This is a genomic window from Streptomyces sp. NPDC060198 (assembly GCF_042728415.1).
Lineage (GTDB): Bacteria > Actinomycetota > Actinomycetes > Streptomycetales > Streptomycetaceae > Streptomyces.
In genome coordinates this window covers 1-4,311 of record NZ_JBHWZJ010000496.1, presented here as the reverse complement: position 1 = coordinate 4,311, position 4,311 = coordinate 1, and the positions used below count along the sequence as shown (strand labels likewise).

The window sequence follows — 4,311 nt, the reverse complement described above, 5'->3', positions numbered from 1 at the left end:
CGGCGGGGGCGTGACTCAGCCGAGTCCGCGCGAGTCCTGCTTGAGGGCGGTGTCCACGGTGAGAGCCGTCGCGACGACGAGGCTCAGCATCGGCTCGGGCAGCTGGTAGTGGATCTTGAGGACGTAGTTGTCCGCCGTGGTGAAGAGCGTCTTGGCGAGCCCTTCCCACGTCTTGGTGATCCGGGCGATCTCGGCGTCGTTCTGGTCGACGATCGCGAAGTTCCAGGCGCGCCAGTTCTCGGCCTTGATCGCACCGATCTTCTGGCCGTCCACCATGATCGCGAAGTTGATCTTGCCGAAAGCGTTCTGCTGGACGATCTCGCCGACCGTCTGCCCGTCGGGGCGCTGGACGATCACCCGCGACTTGATGAACTTGGCGGGGCGGGTCAGCAGCAACTGGGGCTGACCGTAGGCGTCCCGGATCTCCAGGCGGTGCGTCAGGTACTGGTCCCAGCTGGTGAGGAGGCGCACCAGCTTGCGGAACGCGCCCTGCCCGACCTGCACGACCGAGCCGAGCGTCGCGCCCTGCTCGTCGAAGACGCGGTACTCGTTCGTCACCTCGATCAGCTTGGCCTTCTGGTTCACCACCAGGACCTGCTGATCGAAGAGCGTTCCGGCGCTGATCTGGCCGGGCTGGGCGGGTGCCTTCTGCTGCTGGGGCACGGCCGCCTGAGGGGCCGGGGCCTGCACGGCGGCGACTTGCGGAGTGCCGGCCGGGGCCGTGGGCTGAGCGCCCGCGGCGGAGTGGGTGTGCTCGGTCCACTGGGAACCGTCCCAGTAGCGGAGCAGCTCCGCGGCTCCGTGCGGATCAGGGAACCAACCCGCAGGTATGTTCGAGGTCGTGGTCACCGAGGCACACTATCCCGCGACAGGGCTTCAGGCACATTTTTGAAACTTCACACACCTACTCAGTGGCGGCGATGACCGAGCCGAGGGCGCGGGAGCACGTACGGGCGGACGCCGTGTCCGCGAAGGGGCGAACCGCGCGTTCCTTCCGTCCGTCACCGGTCGGCCGGTCAAGTGCCCTGCCGCGGTGGGTCCGTGGAGCGAGGGCCGTGCCGTCACGGTTCCGCCGGACCGACTCCGTGCTCCCTCGGACCGCGCCGCCGCGGGCCGCACTGCCGGCGGTACGGGTCCGGCCCCGCCGCGTCCCGTCCGGGCGTCCCTCCCGTCCGGGTGCCCACGGACCACGCCGTGCGGGCCGTCGACCACATTCACCCCCGGATCAGGCGGACGTGAAGGCTGTCCGGCCCCCGCCAACGTGAGCCGGGCAGGAGCCCTCGTTCGAGGGGCCGCCGTACCCGGCCCGCCAGAAGGCTGATGAAGCCCACCAGGGGCACCGTCCCCTGCGCACCTTTCCGTCGATGCCGAATTCCGAGGACGATCCCATGACTTCCATCAAGAACCAGGACTCCCCCTCCTCCGCGCGCCGCGCCAAGCTGGAGGAAGCACGGCGCAAGGAGCGCGGCCGCGAGCGCCGCGTCAGGATCTTCACCATCTCGGCCGCCGTGGTGGTCGTCGCCGCGCTGGTCGTCGGCGGCGGCTACCTGATGACGAAGGCGGACGACAAGGACAAGGCGGAGGCAAAGGTGAAGACCGACGCCATCGCGGGCGAGCGCAGCTGGGACAAACTCACCCAGAACCATGTCGAGACTCCGGTCTCCTACCCGATGAACCCGCCGGTCGGCGGCGACCACAATCCGGTCTGGATGAACTGCAACGCCGATGTCTACACGGAGGCGATACCGAAGGAGAACGCCGTCCACTCCATGGAGCACGGCGCCGTCTGGGTCACCTACAACAGCAAGGCCGCGGAAGCCGACGTGAAGGCGCTCACCGAGCGGGTCAAGGCAACCCCGTACTCCCTGATGAGCCCGCTGGAGGACCAGGCGGACCCGCTGATCCTGAGCGCCTGGGGCAAGCAGGTCGCCGTGACGAGCGCCTCGGACCCGCGGGTCGCGCAGTTCTTCACCACGTACGTACAGGGCGCGCAGACGCCGGAGCCGGGTGCCGCCTGCACCGGCGGGATCGCGAAGTGACGGACGCCGGGCGCTCGGTCGGGTCATGGCGGCTGGCGGTGGCGGGTGTCGCCGTGCTGCTGCTCGCCCTGGGGCTGGTGGCGCTGATGGTCGTACGGCCGTCCTCCGCCTCCTCCTCCGCCGCCCCGGCCGGGCGGTCGGCGCCCGCGGACGGTTCGGTGGACGCCGGTTTCGCCCGGGACATGTCCGTACATCACCAGCAGGCCGTCGAGATGTCGTTCATCATCAGGGACCGCACGGACGACGAGGACGTGCGCCGGCTCGCGTACGACATCATCAACACGCAGGCCAATCAGCGCGGCATGATGCTGGGCTGGCTGGAGATGTGGGAGCTGCCCAAGAGCTCGGCCGTCCCGCCCATGCGGTGGATGGGTCACACGGTCACGCCGCACGACGGCGCGCTGATGCCCGGTATGGCCACCGACACACAGCTGGACGCGCTGCGCGCGGCGACGGGCGCGGAGGCCGAGGTCCTCTATCTGCGACTCATGACGGCTCACCACACCGCCGGGGCACAGATGGCGCAGGCGGCGGCCGGCTCGGCCACCACCGAAGCGATCAAAAACCTGGCCACGGGCATGGTGCGCGGCCAGCGGTCGGAGATCGCGCTCATGGCGGACATGCTCCGCGAGCGAGGCGCCATGCCCTGACGACAGCCGGGAGCGGGGAGCCGGCAGGAGGAGAGCGCCGGGCAGGAGGAGAGCCGTTCGGAATGCGTGATTCCTCCCCTCTCCCGGTCCGGTCGCATCTGCCGTCGCATAGGCTCGGTGGCGATATGAAGAATCACCTCACGCAGCTGGGCCCCAAGGCCGACAAGGACACCGTCAGACGGCACAACCTGAGCCTCGTGCTCCGTGCCGTCCGCGACGAGGACGAGACCGGCGAGGCGACCAGGGCCGGTGTGGCGGCCCGCGTGGGGCTCACGCGCGCGGCGGTCTCCTCGCTGGTGGAGCAGCTGCTGGAGACCGGTTTCCTCACCGAGTCCGGCAAGACCTTCAGCGGTCAGGCGGGGCGCCCCGGTACCGCGCTCAAGGTCGCCCGCACCGGGCCGGCGGGCATCGGCGTGGAGGTCAACATCGACTACGTCTCGGTGTGCGTCGTCGACCTGGCGGGGACCGGGCGGGTACGGCAGACCGAGCACCTGGACAACCGGGGAGAACCGCCCGAGGAGGTCTTGGTCCGCGCCGCCCGGATCGCCGCGCGGACCCTGGACTCGGCCCGCGAGCAGGAACTCCACCCGGTGGGCGCGGCGCTCGCCCTGCCGGGGCTGGTCTCCGGTGGTGCCGTGCGTCAGGCCCCCAACCTCGGCTGGAACCGCGTCCCGGCGGAACGTCTGTTCGCCGACGCGCTCGCCGTACTGAACCCGGGTCTCGGCCCGCTGCCCGTCAGTTCGGAGAACGAGGCGAACCTGGCTGCGCTGGCCGAGTTGTGGTTCGGCGGTCTCGGAGACGTCCGCAGCTTTCTCTATCTGACGGGCGAGATCGGTGTCGGTGGCGCCCTGGTGATCGGTGGCGAGCTGCTGCGTGGCGCGCACGGCTTCGCCGGGGAGATCGGCCATGTGGTGGTGGACCCGACGGGCCCCGAATGCCGGTGCGGATCGCGCGGCTGCCTGGAGCAGTACGCCGGTCAGGCGGCGCTGCTGCGGGCGGCGGGCATAAAGGGCGCCGGGGGCGGTGCGGCGGTGGTCGAGCTGGAGCGCAGGGTGCGCTCCGGTGACGCGCGCGCCGAAGCTGCGGTCGGTGAGGCGGGCCGGATGCTGGGCCGCGTCCTGTCGGGCGCGGTGAACCTGATCGACCCGGACGCGGTGGTGCTCGGCGGGATCTACCGCGGCCTGATGCCGTGGCTCTCGGGGCCCGCCGACGAGGAGCTGACCGGCCGGGTGGTCTCCGGCCTCTGGTCGCCGGGCAGCGGCAGGCTCCGGGCGTCGTCGGTGGCCGGAGACGCCGCCCGGGGCGCGGCGGCCCTGGTGATGCAGGACGTACTGGCCGACCCGGTGGCGTACGCCGGCCGTGAGCGGTGACAGGAAGACGTACCCGGCTCCTGATCCCGCACGTGCGGGACGGCCTGATCGTCCGCGTCCGGGACCGCATGGACGGCTTCGCAGTCGCGGCGTCCCGGGGCTGAGGACCGCCGGGGACCCGCGGCACCGCACGGCAGCCGGGGTGCGCCCCGTCACGCCGCACTGGACGCGCGCCGAGGCGTCGCGCCTCACGGCCCCGTCACCGCGCGCCCGCACGCACGAAACGGCAGGGGCCGGACCGTCCCGCCGGAC

The 4,311-nt window shown here is 71.4% G+C and carries 4 protein-coding genes; 3 read left to right on the top strand and 1 reads right to left on the bottom strand.

Annotated features, from left to right (window positions below):
- Window positions 1-15: 15 nt before the first annotated feature.
- The gene (locus ACFWEP_RS32330) at window positions 16-849 is read right to left on the bottom strand and encodes a phospholipid scramblase-related protein (protein ID WP_387375508.1); all 834 of its coding nucleotides are present in this window, start codon (window positions 847-849) and stop codon (window positions 16-18) included.
- Between the two features lie 539 nt (window positions 850-1,388).
- Between ACFWEP_RS32330 and ACFWEP_RS32325 the strand changes: the two genes are divergently transcribed.
- The 3 genes from ACFWEP_RS32325 (at window position 1,389) to ACFWEP_RS32315 (ending at window position 4,059) form a co-directional block, all read left to right on the top strand.
- Window positions 1,389-2,039: a DUF3105 domain-containing protein gene (locus tag ACFWEP_RS32325; RefSeq protein WP_387375506.1), complete on the top strand. Its 651-nt coding sequence runs from the start codon at window positions 1,389-1,391 to the stop codon at window positions 2,037-2,039.
- A gap of 86 nt (window positions 2,040-2,125) precedes the next feature.
- Entirely contained in the window at window positions 2,126-2,689 is a 564-nt protein-coding gene (locus tag ACFWEP_RS32320) for a DUF305 domain-containing protein (RefSeq protein WP_387375510.1), read from the top strand.
- A 125-nt stretch (window positions 2,690-2,814) separates the two neighbouring features.
- Window positions 2,815-4,059, top strand: coding sequence for an ROK family protein (locus ACFWEP_RS32315; protein ID WP_387375504.1), 1,245 nt, complete (start codon window positions 2,815-2,817; stop codon window positions 4,057-4,059).
- The last annotated feature ends 252 nt before the right edge of the window (window positions 4,060-4,311 follow it).